Source organism: Streptomyces sp. NPDC049915 (assembly GCF_040656475.1).
Taxonomy (GTDB): Bacteria; Actinomycetota; Actinomycetes; order Streptomycetales; family Streptomycetaceae; genus Streptomyces.
The window spans coordinates 22,556-37,840 of sequence record NZ_JBFAMH010000028.1 but is presented as its reverse complement, the minus strand read 5'-3'; the positions used below and the strand labels follow the sequence as shown (position 1 = coordinate 37,840).

The window sequence follows — 15,285 nt, the reverse complement described above, 5'->3', positions numbered from 1 at the left end:
ACGGGGAGGAACCGTGTCCGGATTCGTAGAAAAGCCCGAGCCCCTTCAGGTGCCGGGCCTGGTGCATCTGCACACCGGAAAGGTGCGCGAGCTGTACCAGAACGAGGCGGGCGACCTCGTGATGGTCGCCAGCGACCGCATGTCCGCCTACGACTGGGTGCTGCCCACGGAGATCCCCGACAAGGGCCGCATCCTCACCCAGCTCTCCCTGTGGTGGTTCGACCAGCTCGTCGACCTGGTCCCCAACCATGTGCTGAGCACCGAGCTGCCCGAGGGCGCCCCCGACGACTGGCGCGGCCGCACCCTGGTGTGCAAGTCGCTGAAGATGGTCCCGGTGGAGTGCGTGGCCCGGGGTTACCTCACCGGCTCGGGCCTCGTCGAGTACAACGCCTCGCGCACGGTGTGCGGGCTCGCCCTGCCCGAGGGCCTGGTCGACGGCTCGGAGCTGCCCGGCCCGATCTTCACCCCGGCCACCAAGGCCGAGGTCGGCGAGCACGACGAGAACGTCTCCTACGAGGAGGTCGCCCGCCAGATCGGCGCCGAGACCGCCGCCCAGCTGCGCCAGGCCACCCTCGCCGTGTACGCCCGGGCCCGGGACATCGCCCGTGAGCGCGGGATCATCCTCGCCGACACCAAGTTCGAGTTCGGCTTCGAGGGCGAGCAGCTGGTCATCGCCGACGAGGTGCTCACCCCGGACTCCTCCCGCTTCTGGCCGGCCGACCAGTGGCAGCCCGGCCGTACCCAGCCGTCGTACGACAAGCAGTTCGTGCGCAACTGGCTCACCTCGGCCGAGTCCGGCTGGGACCGCACGAGCGAGCAGCCTCCGCCGGAGCTGCCCGAGCAGGTGGTCGAGGCCACCCGCGCCAAGTACGTCGAGGCGTACGAGCGCCTGACCGGCGTGCGCTGGAGCTGACGCGCCCCGCCCCCGGTGAGAGCCGGGGGCACCTCCCTGGGGCCGGAGCGGCGCACACCGCGGAAACGCAAGAAGCCCCCGGCCGGAACCGGGGGCTTCTTCCACAGAGCGGACGACGAGGCTCGAACTCGCGACCTCAACCTTGGCAAGGTTGCGCTCTACCAACTGAGCTACGTCCGCATTGCGCCGTGGCGCGAGAGCAACTATACCCAACCTCGCTCGCGTGCGAGACGCACTGCCGCATGCCGGTTCCCCGCACCGAGCTTCGTCACGGCGGAGGAGAGGTAGTTCCGCACCGTTCCGGGCGACAGCGCGGCCCGCTCGGCGATCTCCGTGACGGGTGCCCCGTCGGCGGCGAGTTCGAGCACCTCGGCCTCCCGCGCGGTCAGCGGCGAGTCCCCGGAGGAGATCGCGTCCGCGGCCAATTCCGGGTCCACATAGCGGTTTCCGGCGTGCACGGTGCGGATGATCTCGGCGAGCCGCTGCGCGCTCACCGTCTTCGGCACGAAGCCGCGCACCCCGGCCGCCAGGGCCCGCTTGAGATGCCCGGGCCGGCCGTGACTGGTGACGATCAGTACCCGGCAGCCCGGCAGTTCGGTGCGCAGGGATGTGGCGACCTTCACACCGTCGGCCCCCGGCATCTGCAGATCCAGAACCGCCACATCGGGCTCGTGGGCCCGCGCCATCGCCAGCGCCTCCGGCCCGCTCGCCGCCTCCGCGACCACCACCAGGTCGTCCTCCAGCGCGAGCAGCGCGGCCAGCGCACCCCGGATGAGGTGCTCGTCGTCCGCGAGCAGCACCCGCACGCTCACGCCACGCCCCCCTCGACCGGGGCCGGCGCCGAGGACCGGGGCGGCGGCGCGGACGCCAGCGGCACCTCGGCCACCACCCGGAACAGGCATTCCTCGGCCGGTCCCGCCGCCAGCGTCCCGTCGACCTGCGCGAGCCGTTCCCGCAGCCCGACGAGCCCCGAACCGCCCGCTCCGCCGCGCACGGCGCCCGCGCCGTCGTTCTCCACCGTCAGCACCACACGCCCCTCCGCCACCTCCACGGCCACCGAGCACCGGGCGGCGTCCCCGTGCCGCAGCACGTTCGTCGTCGCCTCGCGCACCACCCAGGCCAGCGCCGACTGCACGCCGGCCGGCAGCCCGCGGACCTCGCCGGACACCTGGCACGCGATCCCGGCGGCCGTCAGCACACCCTGCGCCCCGGCCAGTTCCACCCCCAGATCGGCCTCCCGGTAGCCCCGCACGACCTCCCGCACCTCCCGCTGCGACTCCTGCGCGATCCGCTGGACCTCGATCATCTGCTCCACGGCCTCCGGCCGGCCCCGCCGCGCCAGCTGCACCGCCAGCTCGCTCTTCAGCGCGATCACCGCGAGGTTGCGCCCCATCACGTCGTGCAGGTCCCGCCCGAACCGCAGCCGTTCCTCGGCGACGGCGAGCCGTGCCTCGATGTCCCGGGACCGTTCGGCCTCCCACAGCACGGACAGGGTCCAGGCACCGCAGCGGCAGGCGGCCAGGGAGAACAGGAGACTGAAGGCGACCAGACATCCGTCCATCAGGATGTCGGCACCGGTGCCTCCGGTGAGGGCGGACGCGATCAGGCAGACCGCGCCGAGTGCGGCGCCGTGCAGCAGAAACGTCCTTGGTGGCACCCAGAGGGCGTACACGACCCCGAACGCCGTCAGGACGGCGCCCAGCAGCAGCCGGCCGGCGAACGACGGGACGGAGCCGGTGCCGCGAAGGATCCCGATGAGCACCACGCCCAGCGCCAGCAGCACGGCCGGGCCGGCCAGCCGCCGCCCGGGCAGGGCACGACGCCCCAGGTAGTGGTCGAGAGCGGGGCGGGTGAGCAGGTTGCCCCACAGGCACTGCGCCACACCGACCAGGCCCAGCAGTCCGCCCAGGACCAGCGACACGGTGTCGTGGCGCAGGTCTCCGGAGAGGGGCAGCAGCATCCAGGTCCCGGTGAACGCCCAGATGCTGATGTACCAGCTCACCAGGGACTGCAGCTCGACCCGTTCCGCCTTGCTCCGCTCCCGCCAGTGGCGCCGCTGCCACCCCCGTATCCGGCCCAGCACCGCTTCCTCCCCTGTTCCTCGCCCGGCGTGGTCAGCGCCGCGGCTCCCACCGGAACCACCGGCGTACAGCAAACACCGCGACGACGATCCAGACCAGTGCGGTCGCGACGGCGCCCAGCGTCTCGTGAGCCGAGAGTGTGCCGGTCCAGCCGCCGCGGACCAGGGTCATCACCGGGCTCAGCGGCAGCAGTTCGCACACCGAGGCCACCCGGTCCGGGAACAGCTCCAGCGGCACCATCATCCCGGAGCCGGCCATCGACGCGAGGATCAGCGGCAGCGAAGTGACCTGCGCGCTCTCCACGGACCGGGAGAAGCTCGCGGTGAGCGCGGCCAGCGCGGCGCACAGCACCAGCCCCGCCAGCAGCCCCAGGACGGCCAGAAGCGGCGCCTTGGGGGCGTCCACGTGGAGTACTGCCGTGCAGGCCACCACCAGCACCAGCGACTGCACCAGCCCCGTCAGCACGGCCGGCAGCGAGGCTCCGGCGAGGATCTCCGCGTCCCGCAGCTCACCGGTGCGCAGCCGCTTGAGCACCAGTTCCTCGCGCCGGGAGGCGAAGACGCCGACCAGCCCGGCGTAGACGGCGAACAGCAACGAGAAGCCGATCGCGGCGGGCAGTACCGCGAGTCCGACGGTCAGGCCGGCGCCGGCGAGGTCCATGTCCTTGACCGCCGACCGGACGATGACCGGCATGACAAGCGGCACGAACACGGCCGTGACGATCACGCCCTTGCTCCGGCCGAGCAGCGTCAGCTCGGCCCGCGCCAGTGCCGCCATCCGCCCCGCGGCGGACGTCGTCGTCATGATGCTCATGCCGCGTACTCCTCGGTCCTCGATCCGGCTGCCTCCCGTGCGATCCCCAGGAACGCCTCTTCCAGCGACGCCGACCGCACATCCAGCCGGCGCAGCTCCATCCCCACCCGCTGGGCCCACACCAGCAGTTCGGTGGCCGTGCGCTGCAGTTCCCGCGTGCGCAGCCGGACGATCCGGCCGTCCACCTCGTGCCCGCACACCCCGAGACCGGGCAGCGCCGGCAGATCGCCGAGGAGGTATCCCTCGGGCAGTTCGAAGGTGATCCGCGACGGCTCGGCCGCGGTCACCTCGGCCGGGGTGCCGGCGGCCGCGATGCGCCCCTCGTGCAGGATCGCCAGCCGGTCGGCGAGATCTTCGGCCTCCTCCAGGTAGTGCGTGGTCAGCAGGACCGTCGTACCGGTGTCGCGCAGTGCCCGGACCAGATCCCAGGTCTCCCGCCGGCCCTCGGCGTCCAGACCGGTCGTCGGCTCGTCGAGGAACAGCACCTCGGGATTGCCGAGAAGCGCGAGCGCCAGATCGAGCCGGCGCCGCTCGCCGCCGGAGAGCTGCTTCACCCGCACCCCGGCCCGGGCGGTCAGTCCGACCAGCGTCAGCGCCTCGTCCACGGGCCGGGCCCCGCTCACACATCCCGCCCACATCCGTGCCGTCTCGGCGACGGTCAACTCGGAGGGGAAGCCGCTTTCCTGAAGCATCACGCCGGTGCGCGGCCGTACGGCGGCGCGCTCGCTGTACGGATCGTGGCCGAGGATGCGTACCCGGCCGCTGGAGGGCCGGGCGAGCCCCTCCAGCAGTTCGACGGTGGACGTCTTACCGGCGCCGTTGGTGCCGAGCAGCGCGAAGGCCTCCCCGCGTTTCACGTGAAACGTGATGCCGCGCACCGCCTGGAAGCCGCCCCCGTACACACGCCGGAGGTCGGTGACCTCAATCACGTGTTCGTTCGTGTCCATGACTTCAGCGTCCCGGCACATCGAAGCGCCCGGCAGTGCGCGCCGTCATCACTGCTCATGACAAATGTCAGATCGGAAAGGGCGGGAAACATGAAGAAGACCCCGGTCCCAAGAGGACCGGGGTCTCATTCCCGAGCGGACGACGAGGCTCGAACTCGCGACCTCAACCTTGGCAAGGTTGCGCTCTACCAACTGAGCTACGTCCGCATTGCGGCCGACCGGCTCCCACCGATCGGTGCGTGCACCAGCCTACCCGATCCACATGTGTGGTCATGACGGCGGTACAGAGCGGGTGACAGGAATCGCACACTGCGTCTTCCCCCTGGAAGAGGGATGTTCTACTACTGAACTACACCCGCACAACCGCTATGAGCTGGGCCTTTCGGCTTTCGCCCCGCGGCGTGCTCAGACTTTAGCCGACCGGGAGGGGTGCAGCGCAAGTCGGCTTCCCGCGAGCGGGGCTGACCGGGCGTCGGAGTGCGGTGCGGGGCGGCACGCGCCTCGCCGGGCCCGCACCACCGGCTCGGCGCCGGGCGGGGTGAACCAGCCCCACCGCCCGGTGCCGGGTGGTCCCTCAGCGGGCCGCGGCGAATGCCTCGTAGACCTTCTTGGGGATCCTGCCGCGGGCCGGGACGTCCATCTTGTTGGCCTGGGCCCAGGCCCGCACGGCCGCCGGGTCGGGGGCGACCTCGGTCTGCTGGTACGCCTTGCCGGACCGCGAGCGCTTGCGGCCGGCCTCCACGTAGGGCGCGAGCGCCTTGCGCAGTTTCTTGGCGTTGGTTTCGTTCAGGTCGATCTCGTACGACTTGCCGTCGAGTCCGAAGGCGACCGTTTCCGCCGCTTCCGAGCCGTCCATGTCGTCAAAGAGCGTGACCACGACCTTCTGCGCCACGAATATCGGTCCCTTCTGCGGCACCTTGTTACAGCTCATCTGCGATGACGTGCCGAGTATCGGTTATCGGCATTTCATTTGTACAGGGCGTGCCATTGGAAAGTGAAGCCCGACTAAATCGCCCCGCGTGTCCCGGTGCAATAGGTATCGCGAGTCCATCGGGGATCTTTCCCAGAACTTTTCGCGAGCGTACCCGCCCGATGCCGGATCGTGATGACGGTCACGTAGTTTCCTACAACTCTACTCGCGTAGAAATTTTGTGCGGGTAGTCTGAAGGAACCTGCTCAGCACCACACACCGGGAGTGCCAGTGGCACGCGTCGTAGTCGACGTCATGCTCAAGCCGGAGATCCTCGACCCCCAGGGCCAGGCGGTCCAGCGTGCGCTGCCGCGCCTGGGATTCGAAGGGATCTCGGACGTCCGTCAGGGAAAGCGATTCGAACTGGAAGTTGAGGGCCCGGTCGACGACGCCGCCCTCGCCCGCATTCACGATCTTGCGGAGTCCTTCCTCGCCAACACCGTGATCGAGGACTTCACCGTCAAGGTCGAGGAAGTCGCGGAGGCGGCGAAGTGACCGCTCGTATCGGCGTCGTCACTTTCCCGGGATCTCTCGACGACCGGGACACGCAGCGCGCGATCCGCCTCGCGGGCGCCGAACCCGTCGCCCTGTGGCACAAGGACAAGGACCTCCACCAGGTCGACGCCGTGGTGCTGTGCGGTGGTTTCTCCTACGGCGATTACCTGCGCGCCGGCGCCATCGCCCGCTTCTCGCCGGTGATGGACACCGTCATCGAGCAGGCAAAGGCCGGCCTGCCGGTCCTCGGCATCTGCAACGGCTTCCAGATCCTCACCGAGGCCCACCTCCTCCCGGGCGCGATGCTCGGCAACGACCACCTCCACTTCATCTGCCGCGACCAGAAGCTGCGGGTGGAGAACGCGGAGACCTCCTGGACCAGCGACTACAGCGCCGGTCAGGAGATCCACATCCCGCTGAAGAACATGGACGGCCGGTACGTCGCCGACGAGTACACGCTCGACAAGCTGGAGGCGGAGGGCCGCGTCGCCTTCCGGTACGTGGACTTCAACCCCAACGGCTCCCTGCGGGACATCGCCGGCATCACCAACGAGGCCGGCAACGTCGTCGGTCTGATGCCGCACCCGGAGCATGCCGTCGAGCCGCTGATCGGCACCGGCCGCACCGACGGTCTCCCGTTCTTCACCTCGATCCTCAAGAAGCTGGTCAACGCATGAGCCGGACGCCTCTGGACACGGTCGAGCACGCGGCCGCGACCCCCGACGTCGAGCTGCCCTGGGCCGAACTCGGCCTGAAGAAGGACGAGTACGAGCGCGTGGTCGAGATTCTCGGCCGCCGGCCCACCGGAGCCGAGCTCGCCATGTACTCGGTCATGTGGTCCGAGCACTGCTCGTACAAGTCCTCCAAGGTCCACCTCCGCCAGTTCGGCGAGAAGGCCCCCGAGAACGACGCCCTGCTGGTCGGCATCGGTGAGAACGCCGGTGTCGTCGACGTCGGCCAGGGCTACGCGGTCACCTTCAAGGTCGAGTCGCACAACCACCCGTCGTACGTGGAGCCCTACCAGGGCGCCGCGACCGGCGTCGGCGGCATCGTCCGCGACATCATCGCGATGGGCGCCCGCCCGGTCGCGGTCGTGGACCCGCTGCGCTTCGGCGCGGCCGACCACCCCGACACCAAGCGCGTCCTGCCAGGCGTGGTCGCCGGCATCGGCGGCTACGGCAACTGCCTCGGCCTGCCCAACATCGGCGGCGAGGTCGTCTTCGACGCCTGCTACCAGGGCAACCCGCTGGTCAACGCCGGTGCCATCGGCGTGATGCGGCACGAGGACATCCACCTCGCGAAGGCGTCCGGCGCGGGCAACATGGTCATCCTGTACGGCGCCCGCACCGGCGGCGACGGCATCGGCGGCGCGTCGATCCTCGCCTCGGAGACCTTCGACGACGCCAAGCCGTCGAAGCGCCCCGCGGTGCAGGTCGGCGACCCCTTCCAGGAGAAGCTCCTCATCGAGTGCACCCTGGAGGCGTTCAAGGAGAAGCTGGTCGTCGGCATCCAGGACCTCGGCGCGGCGGGCCTGTCCTGCGCCACGTCCGAGCTGGCGTCCAACGGCTCCGGCGGCATGCGCGTCACCCTCGACGACGTACCCCTGCGCGACTCGACGCTCTCGCCCGAGGAAATCCTCATGAGCGAGTCGCAGGAGCGCATGTGCGCGGTCGTCGAGCCGGAGAAGGTCGACCGCTTCCTCGAGATCTGCGAGAAGTGGGACGTCATCGCCACGGTCATCGGTGAGGTGACCGACGGCGACCGTCTGGAGATCTTCTGGCACGGCGAGAAGATCGTCGACGTCGACCCGCGCACGGTCGCCCACGAGGGCCCGACCTACGAGCGCCCGTACGCCCGCCCGCCCTGGCAGGACGAGCTGCAGGCCGACGACGCGAACAAGCTGCCGCGTCCGGCGACTTCGCAGGAACTGCGCGAGCAGGTCCTGAAGCTGGTCGCCTCCCCGAACCAGGCCTCCAAGAAGTGGATCACGTCCCAGTACGACCACTTCGTGCAGGGCAACACCGTCCTCGCCCAGCCCGAGGACTCCGGCATGATCCGCATCGACGAGGAGACCGGTCTCGGCGTGGCCATCGCCACCGACGGCAACGGCCGGTACGCCAAGCTCGACCCGTACACGGGCGCGCAGCTGGCCCTCGCCGAGGCCTACCGCAACGTCGCCACGACCGGCGCGAAGCCGCTCGCCGTGTCGGACTGCCTGAACTTCGGCTCGCCCGAGGACCCGGCGGTCATGTGGCAGTTCGCGGAGGCCGTGCGCGGTCTGGCGGACGGCTGCCGGCAGCTCGGCACCCCGGTGACCGGCGGCAACGTCTCGCTGTACAACCAGACCGGCGAGGCCGCCATCCACCCGACCCCGGTCGTGGCGGTCCTCGGCGTGATCGACGACGTCGCCCGCCGTACGCCCGTCGCCTTCCAGGAGGAGGGCCAGCTGCTGTACCTCCTCGGCGACACGCGTGATGAGTTCGGCGGTTCGGCCTGGTCGCAGGTGATCCACGACCACCTGGGCGGCCTGCCCCCCAAGGTGGACCTGGAGCGCGAGCGCCTGCTCGCCGAGATCCTGATCTCCGCCTCCCGCGACGGCATGATCGACTCCGCGCACGACCTGTCCGACGGCGGCCTGATCCAGGCCGTGGTCGAGTCGGCGCTGCTCGGGGAGAAGGGCGCCCGTCTGATCGTCCCGGACGGTCTGGACGCGTTCACCTTCCTCTTCTCCGAGTCGGCGGGCCGCGCGATCGTCGCGGTGCCGCGTTCGGAGGAGGTCCGCTTCAACGACATGTGCGGTGCCCGCGGCCTGCCGGCCACCCGCGTCGGCGTCGTGGACGGCGGCACCATCGAGCTCCAGGGCGAGTTCGAGCTGTCCCTGGAGGACCTGCGCACGGCCCACGAGGAGACGATCCCGGCGCTGCTGGCGTAACCACCGGCCGGTCCGTACGACACCGAAGGCCCCGCCCCGCACGGGCGGGGCCTTCGCTCTCCCGCCAGCCGGCGACGAGCCGAGCCAAATCGGCCTGAGCCGACACGGCGTCAAGGCATAGGCTCGCCGCCATGCCCCCGGCGAAGAAACGCACCCGGACCTACGACCCGGTCAAGATCCGCACCGCCGTCCACGCCCAGTTCGGGCACGTGCGCGAGGCGGTGCGCACCCTCACCCCCGAGCAACTCGCGCTGCCCACCCGGCTCGGCGAGTGGACCGTGCGGGACCTGGTCGCCCACCTCGGCATGACCCTGCGCGCGTTCTCCCGGCTGGTGAGCCTGCCCGAGCCCGCCCGGCCGGGCGGGGCGCTGCTCGACTGGCCCTTCGCGATCGCCGCCGAGGCGCCCGACATCGCCGGGCACGCCCGCAAGCTCGCCGACGAGCACCCCGACCTCGATGCCTACCTCGCCGCCGCCGAGGAGCGCTTCACCGCCGACCTCGCCGCCCACCCCGGCACCCGGCTGCTGGCCGCGAGCGGGGGCGCGCTGACGGTGGACGACTACCTGGTCACCCGCACCGTCGAGCTGATCGTCCACACCGACGACCTGAACGCGGCCGTACCGGGCCTCGACGTGCCCTTCGACCGGCAGGCGCTCGCCGCGTGCACCCGGCTGCTCGCCGACGCCCTCGCCGTCAAGGCGCCCGGGGGCGCCACCGAGGTGCGGATCCCGCCGTACGCCGTCGTGCAGTGCGTCGAGGGGCCCCGGCACACCCGTGGCACCCCGCCCAACGTGGTCGAGACCGACCCGCTCACCTGGATCCGGCTCGCCACCGGGCGGCTGGAGTGGAAGGACGCCGTCGATGCGGCCAAGGTCGGCGCGAGCGGGGAGCGGGCCGATCTGAGCGGCCTGCTGCCGTTGCTGGCCTGACCACACGCAGTGCGGAACCAGCCCCTCGACGGCCCCGTCCAACCGGCATGGACAGGCACACGCAGCGCATGACCCTGATGGCCGCCGCCCTGCTCGTCCCCCTGGCCACGGCGGCCTGCGGCAGCGAACACGCGGGGCAGGCCGGCAGTGGCACCGTCAGCCCCGAACCCTCCGTGACCGGCACCGACTGGCGCATTCAAAGCATCACCACGCACGCGGGCACCGATCACCCCAGGAGCACCGCGCACCTCAGCCTCGACGCGAAGACCGGCAAGGCCGGCGGCCGCCTCGGCTGCAACCATTTCAGCGCCACCGCCACCGTGCGCGACGGGCATATCACCCTGGGGTCCCCGACCACGACCCGAATGATGTGCGACGCCTCACTCATGCGCACCGAGCGGACCCTGCTCGGCGTCTTCAACAGCACGCTCAAGTACCGCATCGAGCACCGCACCCTCACGCTGACCTGCGCAAACGGAACGATCATCCAAGCCGTGGCACGGAAGTGATCCGTAGGGTCCGCACATCCCCAATTCGGACCAGTGGTCGATCTCGCCTACACTCGAGAACGTGCCACGTGGTGACGGTCGACTCAATCACGATCTGCTTCCCGGCGAAAAAGGCCCCCAGGACGCTTGCGGCGTCTTCGGTGTCTGGGCTCCGGGTGAAGAGGTCGCAAAGCTCACGTACTTCGGGCTCTACGCCCTCCAGCACCGGGGTCAGGAATCCGCGGGAATCGCGGTCAGCAACGGCTCCCAGATCCTCGTCTTCAAGGACATGGGCCTGGTTTCCCAGGTCTTCGACGAAACCTCGCTCGGTTCGCTCCAGGGTCACATCGCGGTCGGACACGCCCGCTACTCGACCACCGGCGCCTCCGTGTGGGAGAACGCCCAGCCGACGTTCCGTGCCACCGCGCACGGCTCGATCGCGCTCGGCCACAACGGCAACCTGGTCAACACCGCGCAGCTCGCGGAGATGGTCGCCGACCTGCCGAGCGACACCAACAGCCGCTCCACCCGGGTGGCGGCCACCAACGACACCGACCTGCTGACGGCCCTGCTGGCCGCCCAGGTCGACGAGGACGGCAAGCCGCTGACCATCGAGGAGGCGGCGCACGTCGTCCTCCCGAAGGTGCGGGGAGCCTTCTCGCTCGTCTTCATGGACGAGCACACCCTCTACGCCGGCCGTGACCCGCAGGGCATCCGCCCGCTGGTCCTGGGCCGCCTGGAGCGCGGCTGGGTGGTGGCCTCCGAGTCCGCCGCCCTGGACATCTGCGGCGCCAGCTACGTCCGCGAGATCGAGCCGGGCGAGTTCGTCGCCATCGACGAGAACGGCCTGCGCACCTCCCGATTCGCGGAAGCAAAGCCCAAGGGCTGTGTCTTCGAGTACGTGTACCTGGCCCGCCCGGACACCGACATCGCCGGCCGGAACGTGTACCTCTCCCGCGTGGAGATGGGCCGCCGCCTCGCCAAGGAGGCGCCCGTCGAGGCCGACCTGGTGATAGCGACGCCGGAGTCCGGCACCCCGGCCGCCATCGGCTACGCGGAGGCCTCCGGCATCCCGTTCGGCGCCGGCCTGGTGAAGAACGCCTACGTGGGCCGGACCTTCATCCAGCCCTCGCAGACCATCCGCCAGCTCGGCATCCGCCTGAAGCTGAACCCGCTCAAGGAAGTCATCAAGGGCAAGCGCCTGGTCGTCGTCGACGACTCGATCGTCCGCGGCAACACCCAGCGCGCCCTGGTGCGCATGCTGCGCGAGGCGGGCGCCGCCGAGGTCCACATCCGGATCTCCTCGCCGCCCGTGAAGTGGCCCTGCTTCTTCGGCATCGACTTCGCCACGCGCGCGGAGCTCATCGCCAACGGCATGACCATCGACGAGATCGGCACCAGCCTGGGCGCCGACTCGCTGGCGTACATCTCCATCGACGGCATGATCGAGGCGACCACCATCGCCAAGCCGAACCTGTGCCGCGCCTGCTTCGACGGCGAGTACCCGATGGAGCTGCCCGACCCCGAGCTGCTCGGCAAGCAGCTGCTGGAGACCGAGCTGGCCGCGGGTCCCGCCGCCACGGCCGCCGCCGACGCCATTCGCCGCCCGTAGGGCGCCGCATCACCTGCCGTACGACACGAAAGTTCTCCTCACCATGTCTGAGACAACTGGTGCCTCCTACGCGGCTGCCGGCGTCGACATCGAAGCGGGCGACCGCGCCGTCGAGCTGATGAAGGAGTGGGTGAAGAAGACGCAGCGCCCCGAGGTCCTCGGCGGACTCGGCGGCTTCGCCGGCCTCTTCGACGCCTCCGCCCTCAAGCGCTACGAGCGGCCGCTGCTCGCCTCCGCCACCGACGGCGTGGGCACGAAGGTCGACATCGCCCGCCAGATGGGTGTCTACGACACCATCGGCCACGACCTGGTCGCGATGGTCATGGACGACATCGTGGTGTGCGGCGCCGAGCCGCTGTTCATGACCGACTACATCTGCGTCGGCAAGGTCCACCCCGAGCGGGTCGCCGCGATCGTCAAGGGCATCGCGGAGGGCTGCGTGCTGGCCGGCTGCGCCCTGGTGGGTGGCGAGACGGCCGAACACCCCGGTCTGCTGGGCGCGGACGACTTCGATGTCGCGGGCGCCGGTACGGGCGTCGTGGAGGCCGACCGGCTGCTCGGCCCGGATCGCATCCGCACGGGTGACGCCGTCATCGCCATGGCGTCCTCCGGGCTTCACTCGAACGGGTACTCGCTGGTGCGGCACGTCCTGCTGAACCAGTCCGGTCTGTCCCTGGACGCCCGGATCGAGGAGCTCGGCCGCACCCTCGGCGAGGAGCTGCTGGAGCCCACCAAGATCTACTCGCTGGACTGCCTGGCGCTCACCCGGACGGCCGAGGTGCACGCCTACAGCCACATCACCGGCGGCGGCCTCGCCGCGAACCTCGCCCGGGTGATCCCGGACACGCTGCACGCCGTGGTCGACCGCTCCACCTGGACGCCGGACCCGATCTTCGACCTCGTCGGCCGCACCGGAAAGGTCGAGCGGCTGGAGCTGGAGAAGACGCTGAACATGGGCGTCGGCATGATGGCGATCGTCCCGCAGCAGTCGGTGGACGTGGCCCTGGCCACGCTGGCCGACCGCGACGTGGAGGCCTGGGTCGCCGGTGAGATCACCGACCGGGGCGAGCACACCACCGGCGCGGAACTGGTCGGCGACTACGCGTGACGTACCGGCCCCCGGGGCCCCGCCGCTCGCAGAGCGTGGGGTCCCTCAAGGGGCGGAGCCCGCGGCACGGCAGCACGAAACCCGGTCCGGAGGTGAACCCCGGACCGGGTGAAACGGCGGATGCCGTGCAGTCTTACGCGCCGCGACGGTGTTGCGAGGACTGGTCGTCCTCGTCCTCCTCGTCGTCGTCCCCATAGAGGTCGGCGTACCGGGAGTACAGGTCGTCGTCGTCGTGCTCATCGTCCTCGAACCGGTCGCCGTTCGGCGACTGGTTCGACGTCGATGCGCCCAGCTCCTCGGCCAGGCGTGTGAGGTCCGTCCCACCGCTGTTGTACTTCAGCTGGCGGGCGACCTTCGTCTGCTTGGCCTTGGCCCGGCCGCGCCCCATGGCTCGACCCCCTCAACGACGGGGCTCGACGGCCCCAGAGTCTGACACGCGTTCATGTTCCGGCACGGACTCTCCGCAGAGAGGCCGGTCCGTAGGGCTTCCACGGTACCTGAGCCCGCGCCCATACGGTACGTCGCCCGCAGCACGCGCGTGTGCACAGGACCACCGAGGCGCCCCGTCCTCGCTGGTCAATGGCGATTTTAACCACTTATCCGAGGACGACCCGCCGGTGGAAGTGAGAGTTCTCTCGAAGTCCCCACCGGCAGGTACCGCACGAACCCGTGCGCTCGCCGTACGGCGAGCGGTACGGAACGTCAGCGTCCGCGCTTGGCGGCGGCGGCCTCGGCCATCCGCTGCTCGGCGATCCGGTCGGCCGCCGCGGCCGGCGGAATGCCGTCTTCCTTCGCACGCGCGAATATGGCCAGCGTGGTGTCGAAGATCTTCGCGGCCTTCGCCTTGCACCGGTCGAAGTCGAAGCCGTGCAGCTCGTCGGCGACCTGGATGACCCCGCCCGCGTTCACCACGTAGTCCGGCGCGTAGAGGATCCCGCGGTCGGCGACGTCCTTCTCCACCCCCGGGTGGGCGAGCTGGTTGTTCGCCGCGCCGCAGACGACCTTCGCGGTCAGCACCGGCACGGTGTCGTCGTTCAGCGCGCCGCCGAGCGCGCAGGGGGCGTAGACGTCCAGGCCCTCGGTCCGGATCAGCGCCTCGGTGTCGGCGACGGCGCGGACACCCTCGGGGTGCCGGTCGAGGATGCGGCGTACGGCGTCCTCGCGCACATCGGTGACGACGACCTCGGCGCCCTCCGCACGCAGGTGCTCGACCAGGTGGTGGCCGACCTTGCCGACACCGGCGATGCCGACCTTGCGGCCGCGCAGCGACGGGTCGCCCCACAGGTGCTGCGCGGAGGCGCGCATGCCCTGGTAGACGCCGAAGGCGGTGAGCACGGAGGAGTCGCCGGCGCCGCCGTTCTCCGGGGAGCGGCCGGTGGTCCAGCGGCACTCGCGGGCCACGACGTCCATGTCGGCGACGTAGGTGCCGACGTCGCACGCGGTGACGTACCGGCCGCCGAGCGAGGCGACCATGCGACCGTAGGCGAGCAGCAGCTCCTCGGTCTTGTCCCGCTCCGGATCGCCGATGATCACGGCCTTGCCGCCGCCGTGGTCGAGACCGGCCATGGCGTTCTTGTACGACATGCCGCGCGCGAGGTTGAGGGCGTCGGCGACGGCCTCCTCCTCGGTGGCGTACGGGTAGAAGCGCGTGCCGCCGAGCGCGGGGCCCAGCGCGGTGGAGTGAAGGGCGATGACGGCTTTCAGGCCGCTCGCGCGGTCCTGGCAGAGCACGACCTGCTCATGGCCGCCCTGGTCCGAGTGGAACAGGGTGCGCAGTACACCAACAGGTGCGCCGGTTACGTCGGTCACGGTGGTGACTCCTGAGTAAATTGCGGCGAGTGACGCGGAGCTCCGTGGGGGTGGACGGGGCCCCGTGGCATGAGGGTAGAGCCTGTCACCGGCCATGCGCCGCGCAGTGCCGCAGATCACCTTCTCAGGGAGTACGGCCACGTACGCGCGTGCGCGACCGTGCGACGATTTGCATGGATTTCCCGCAG

Annotated in this window: 15 protein-coding genes and 3 tRNA genes; 8 read left to right on the top strand and 10 right to left on the bottom strand. The window is 70.5% G+C overall.

Annotation, left to right across the window (positions count from 1 at the left end):
* Positions 1–13: 13 nt before the first annotated feature.
* On the top strand, positions 14–913 hold the full coding sequence (locus AB0J12_RS32875; RefSeq protein ID WP_363268255.1) for a phosphoribosylaminoimidazolesuccinocarboxamide synthase: 900 nt from the start codon (positions 14–16) through the stop codon (positions 911–913).
* Between the two features lie 107 nt (positions 914–1,020).
* On the opposite strand, the gene AB0J12_RS32870 is transcribed toward AB0J12_RS32875, so the two are convergent.
* The 8 genes from AB0J12_RS32870 to AB0J12_RS32835 form a co-directional block, all read right to left on the bottom strand.
* Positions 1,021–1,093 (bottom strand) — tRNA-Gly (locus AB0J12_RS32870).
* A 23-nt stretch (positions 1,094–1,116) separates the two neighbouring features.
* Complete coding sequence (locus AB0J12_RS32865) at positions 1,117–1,719, bottom strand: response regulator transcription factor (protein ID WP_363268308.1); 603 nt, start codon at positions 1,717–1,719, stop codon at positions 1,117–1,119.
* A gap of 2 nt (positions 1,720–1,721) precedes the next feature.
* Positions 1,722–2,996, bottom strand: a complete 1,275-nt coding sequence (locus AB0J12_RS32860; protein WP_363268254.1) for a histidine kinase — start codon at positions 2,994–2,996, stop codon at positions 1,722–1,724.
* Positions 2,997–3,027: 31 nt separating this feature from the next.
* On the bottom strand, positions 3,028–3,807 hold the full coding sequence (locus AB0J12_RS32855) for an ABC transporter permease (protein ID WP_363268253.1): 780 nt from the start codon (positions 3,805–3,807) through the stop codon (positions 3,028–3,030).
* A complete protein-coding gene (locus AB0J12_RS32850; protein ID WP_363268252.1) occupies positions 3,804–4,754 on the bottom strand; it encodes an ABC transporter ATP-binding protein in 951 nt (316 codons plus the stop codon). Before AB0J12_RS32850 ends, AB0J12_RS32855 begins: the two co-directional genes overlap by 4 nt.
* Before the next feature lie 134 nt (positions 4,755–4,888).
* Positions 4,889–4,961: transfer RNA gene (locus AB0J12_RS32845), tRNA-Gly, on the bottom strand.
* 80 nt (positions 4,962–5,041) lie between these two features.
* A tRNA-Gly gene (locus AB0J12_RS32840) sits at positions 5,042–5,113 on the bottom strand.
* Between the two features lie 215 nt (positions 5,114–5,328).
* Entirely contained in the window at positions 5,329–5,646 is a 318-nt protein-coding gene (locus tag AB0J12_RS32835) for an Lsr2 family protein (protein ID WP_361636330.1), read from the bottom strand.
* Positions 5,647–5,955: 309 nt separating this feature from the next.
* Between AB0J12_RS32835 and purS the strand changes: the two genes are divergently transcribed.
* From purS to purM, 7 genes are all read left to right on the top strand, one after another.
* Positions 5,956–6,219: a phosphoribosylformylglycinamidine synthase subunit PurS gene (gene purS, locus AB0J12_RS32830; RefSeq protein ID WP_361665493.1), complete on the top strand. Its 264-nt coding sequence runs from the start codon at positions 5,956–5,958 to the stop codon at positions 6,217–6,219.
* Positions 6,216–6,896, top strand: a complete 681-nt coding sequence (purQ, locus tag AB0J12_RS32825) for a phosphoribosylformylglycinamidine synthase subunit PurQ (RefSeq protein WP_363268251.1) — start codon at positions 6,216–6,218, stop codon at positions 6,894–6,896. The genes purS and purQ overlap by 4 nt, the downstream gene beginning before the upstream one ends.
* Positions 6,893–9,151, top strand: a complete 2,259-nt coding sequence (gene purL, locus AB0J12_RS32820) for a phosphoribosylformylglycinamidine synthase subunit PurL (RefSeq protein WP_363268250.1) — start codon at positions 6,893–6,895, stop codon at positions 9,149–9,151. Before purQ ends, purL begins: the two co-directional genes overlap by 4 nt.
* 131 nt (positions 9,152–9,282) lie before the next feature.
* Positions 9,283–10,080 carry a sterol carrier family protein gene (locus tag AB0J12_RS32815; RefSeq protein ID WP_363268249.1) on the top strand — a complete coding sequence of 266 codons (798 nt, stop codon included), beginning with the start codon at positions 9,283–9,285 and terminating at the stop codon, positions 10,078–10,080.
* Between the two features lie 47 nt (positions 10,081–10,127).
* Positions 10,128–10,589, top strand: coding sequence for an META domain-containing protein (locus tag AB0J12_RS32810; RefSeq protein WP_363268248.1), 462 nt, complete (start codon positions 10,128–10,130; stop codon positions 10,587–10,589).
* A 61-nt stretch (positions 10,590–10,650) separates the two neighbouring features.
* Positions 10,651–12,180: an amidophosphoribosyltransferase gene (gene purF, locus AB0J12_RS32805; RefSeq protein WP_363268247.1), complete on the top strand. Its 1,530-nt coding sequence runs from the start codon at positions 10,651–10,653 to the stop codon at positions 12,178–12,180.
* A gap of 43 nt (positions 12,181–12,223) precedes the next feature.
* Positions 12,224–13,288: a phosphoribosylformylglycinamidine cyclo-ligase gene (gene purM / locus AB0J12_RS32800; protein ID WP_363268246.1), complete on the top strand. Its 1,065-nt coding sequence runs from the start codon at positions 12,224–12,226 to the stop codon at positions 13,286–13,288.
* A 133-nt stretch (positions 13,289–13,421) separates the two neighbouring features.
* Here purM and AB0J12_RS32795 read toward each other — a convergent pair whose 3' ends face one another.
* Both AB0J12_RS32795 and AB0J12_RS32790 read right to left on the bottom strand, forming a co-directional pair.
* Positions 13,422–13,676 (bottom strand): DUF3073 domain-containing protein, encoded by a 255-nt coding sequence (locus AB0J12_RS32795; protein WP_363268245.1) that lies wholly within the window; start codon positions 13,674–13,676, stop codon positions 13,422–13,424.
* Between the two features lie 314 nt (positions 13,677–13,990).
* Positions 13,991–15,097, bottom strand: coding sequence for a Glu/Leu/Phe/Val dehydrogenase dimerization domain-containing protein (locus AB0J12_RS32790; RefSeq protein WP_363268244.1), 1,107 nt, complete (start codon positions 15,095–15,097; stop codon positions 13,991–13,993).
* Between the last annotated feature and the right edge of the window lie 188 nt (positions 15,098–15,285).